Source organism: Streptomyces sp. NPDC057654 (assembly GCF_042800135.1).
Taxonomy (GTDB): domain Bacteria; phylum Actinomycetota; class Actinomycetes; order Streptomycetales; family Streptomycetaceae; genus Streptomyces.
Map to the genome: position 1 here is coordinate 1 of NZ_JBHVHQ010001050.1, position 2667 is coordinate 2667.

2 protein-coding genes and 1 tRNA gene are annotated in these 2667 nt (G+C 72.3%); 2 read left to right on the forward strand and 1 reads right to left on the reverse strand.

Features of this window, described 5'->3' with window-relative positions:
* Positions 1-8: 8 nt before the first annotated feature.
* Positions 9-82: transfer RNA gene (locus ACFU99_RS40220), tRNA-Lys, on the reverse strand.
* 286 nt (positions 83-368) lie between these two features.
* On the opposite strand from ACFU99_RS40220, the gene ACFU99_RS40225 reads away from it, so the two are divergent.
* Both ACFU99_RS40225 and ACFU99_RS40230 read left to right on the forward strand, forming a co-directional pair.
* Complete coding sequence (locus ACFU99_RS40225; protein ID WP_384402696.1) at positions 369-1736, forward strand: peptidoglycan-binding protein; 1368 nt, start codon at positions 369-371, stop codon at positions 1734-1736.
* Positions 1737-1747: 11 nt separating this feature from the next.
* Positions 1748-2667, forward strand: a 920-nt coding sequence (locus tag ACFU99_RS40230) for a hypothetical protein (protein ID WP_384402699.1), incomplete at its 3' end; no start/stop codon positions are given.

Below are 2667 nucleotides of genomic sequence, written 5' to 3' on the forward strand. Positions count from 1 at the left end.
GTTCTACGTGCGCCGCCAGGGACTCGAACCCCGGACCCGCTGATTAAGAGTCAGCTGCTCTAACCAACTGAGCTAGCGGCGCGCGCTGACAGAGAAAACTCTACCGGATCCGAAGGGGTGCTCCGGACCGTCCGGTACCGGCGTGCCCGCGCGCGACCGAATAGGTGAACAGGGGGCTCGGGTAAAGGGTCGAAAGTCCTTTGGTTTATGGACCAAAGACTGCACAACCTCCCGTTTTGCTCTGTGAAGATCATGTCTGTCGCGCAAGATCATCAGTTGCTCCGTCAACATGCGGTTTGTCCGGGTAGTTGAGAAGCTGTGCCGAGTGCGAAGCGCGACGGGAACTTCACGGCCTGGAGGGGACTCATATGTCGATGCCGGTGTTTGAGGAATTCGATCCCCCGGGCGATTGCGCGTGCGGGGGATGCGTGCAGCGCCGCCGGGCCCTGCTGCACGCGGTGCCCGCCCGCGACGGCGGCCACCCGGCGACGTACGGCGCCCGCCGGGCCGTCGTGCTCGTCGCGGCGGCGGGCACGGTGCTCGGCGGCGGCGCGGGCGCGGCGATAGCCGCCGGCCCCGCTCCGTCCGAGGTCAGCAGCGCGGGCCAGGGACATGACGGGGCGTCGGACAGCTCCGCCGGGGCCACCCCGCAGGGCCGGGCCGGCGCGCTGTACGGTGCCGACGCCGAGGCGGCCGGCGGCCGGGGGCGGGTCATGGCGCTCGCCGTGACGAACCGCACCACCACCCGCGACGCGATACTGAACCGCGCCCAGCACTGGGTGAATCAGCAGGTTCCGTACAGCATGAGCCACTACTGGTCCGACGGCTATCGGCAGGACTGCTCGGGATTCGTCTCGATGGCCTGGAATCTCGGCAGCAACCAGTGGACGGGCAGTCTCTCGCAGTTCGCCACCCACATATCGAAGAGCCAGCTGCAACCCGGCGACATGCTTCTCTTCCACAATGCGGCGAACCCCGGAGCGGGTTCGCACGTCACCATCTTCGGCGGCTGGGCGAATTCCGCGCACACGCGGTACATCGCCTACGAGCAGACGCGCCCGCATACGCTCAAGCGCTCCACTCCCTATGCCTACTGGAACAACTCCAGCCGCTATGTGGCCTATCGCTACAACGGGGTGGTGGGCGGCGGCAGCGGCAACAGCGGCGGCGGCTCCACCGCCTTTCCCGGCGCCGGTTCCTTCGGCCCCGGCGCGAACAACGCCCAGGTGACCCGGCTCGGCCAGATGCTGGTGAAGCGCGGCGGCGCCAAGTTCTACTCCGAGGGGCCGGGCCCGCGCTGGTCGGAGGCGGACCGCCGGGCGACCCAGGCGTTCCAGAAGGCGCAGGGATGGTCGGGGGGCGACGCCGACGGCATACCCGGCCGGGCGACCTGGGACTACCTGGTCGGCGGCAAGGGGAAGAACATCGGCGGCTCCGGGGGCTCCAGCGGGTCCGGTGGCTCTGGCGGCAATCAGGGCGGGAGCGGCGGGAGCAAGGCGCCCGCCTATCCGGGCGCGGCCAAGTTCCGCCCCGGCCAGTCCAACACGTATGTCGCACAGCTCGGCAAGCAGCTGGTCAAGAAGGGCTACGGCAAGCACTACTCACAGGGCCCCGGCCCCCGGTGGAGCGAGAGCGACCGCCGGAACGTCGAGGCGTTCCAGCGGTCGCAGGGCTGGGGCGGCCGCGACGCCGACGGCTACCCCGGCCCCGAGACCTGGCGGCGGCTCTTCGCATGACGGAGCGGAAGATGAAGAAGGACAGCAAGAGCAGCAAGGACAGTACGGAGCCGGGGCCCTCAGCGGGCGCGGCGAACTCCCGCCGGCAGGGGGACCGACACGAACAGCGCGGCCGGCGGGGAGAGGACGGTGGTGCCGCCGGGCCGCAGGGCAGCGCGCACGCCGGTTCGTACGACGGGCCGAACACCGGCCCGTCCACCGGCACCCGGATGCGCGCCATCTGGCACGGCGAGGGCATCCCCATGGACATGCTCTTCCGCGACGACCGCGACGGGTACGGGCACGGCCCGGCGCCCGTGGAGGAGCGGGACGCGCCCGGTCCGCTCCAGGCCGACCGGCCGGGGTCCCACGTGGCCGTCATCGACGGCGGCCGGGGTCCGGCCGTCGAGCCCGAGGAGACCGGCGGCGAGACGGCGGCGGGGGAGGGCGCGCGGGCGCCCGAGGACGACACGACCGAGCAGCCGCTCATCCTCGTGCCGCTGATCGACCCGGACACCGGCAAGGAGTTCGTCTACCCGCCGGACCTGGCCGATCCGGCGCCGGCCGTCAGACGCCAGGCGGCTGCGAAGCCCGAGAAGGCTGCGGTGTCCGAGCCGGTCGACTCGGCGTACGCGCCTGCCTCCGCCTCCGCCCAAGTGCCCGCTCCCGCCCGTACCGAGGACGCCCCTCGTACGGAAGACACCCCTCGCGCGGAGCCCATCACCCGTACGGAGGACACCGCGACGGCCATCGCGGGCATCGCGGCGGCCACCGCGCTCGCCGACGCCGCGGGCCGCCGCCCGGACTCGCGCGACGCCGACGCCGACGCCGCGAGTACGGGTACGGGCCGGGGCGCTCGTACGGGCGGCGGCGACCGGGACGTACGCATGGGCGGCGGGCCCGGCGCGTCCGGCGGCCGCAACCGGCGGCGGGCCGAGCCCCGGCCCGAGAC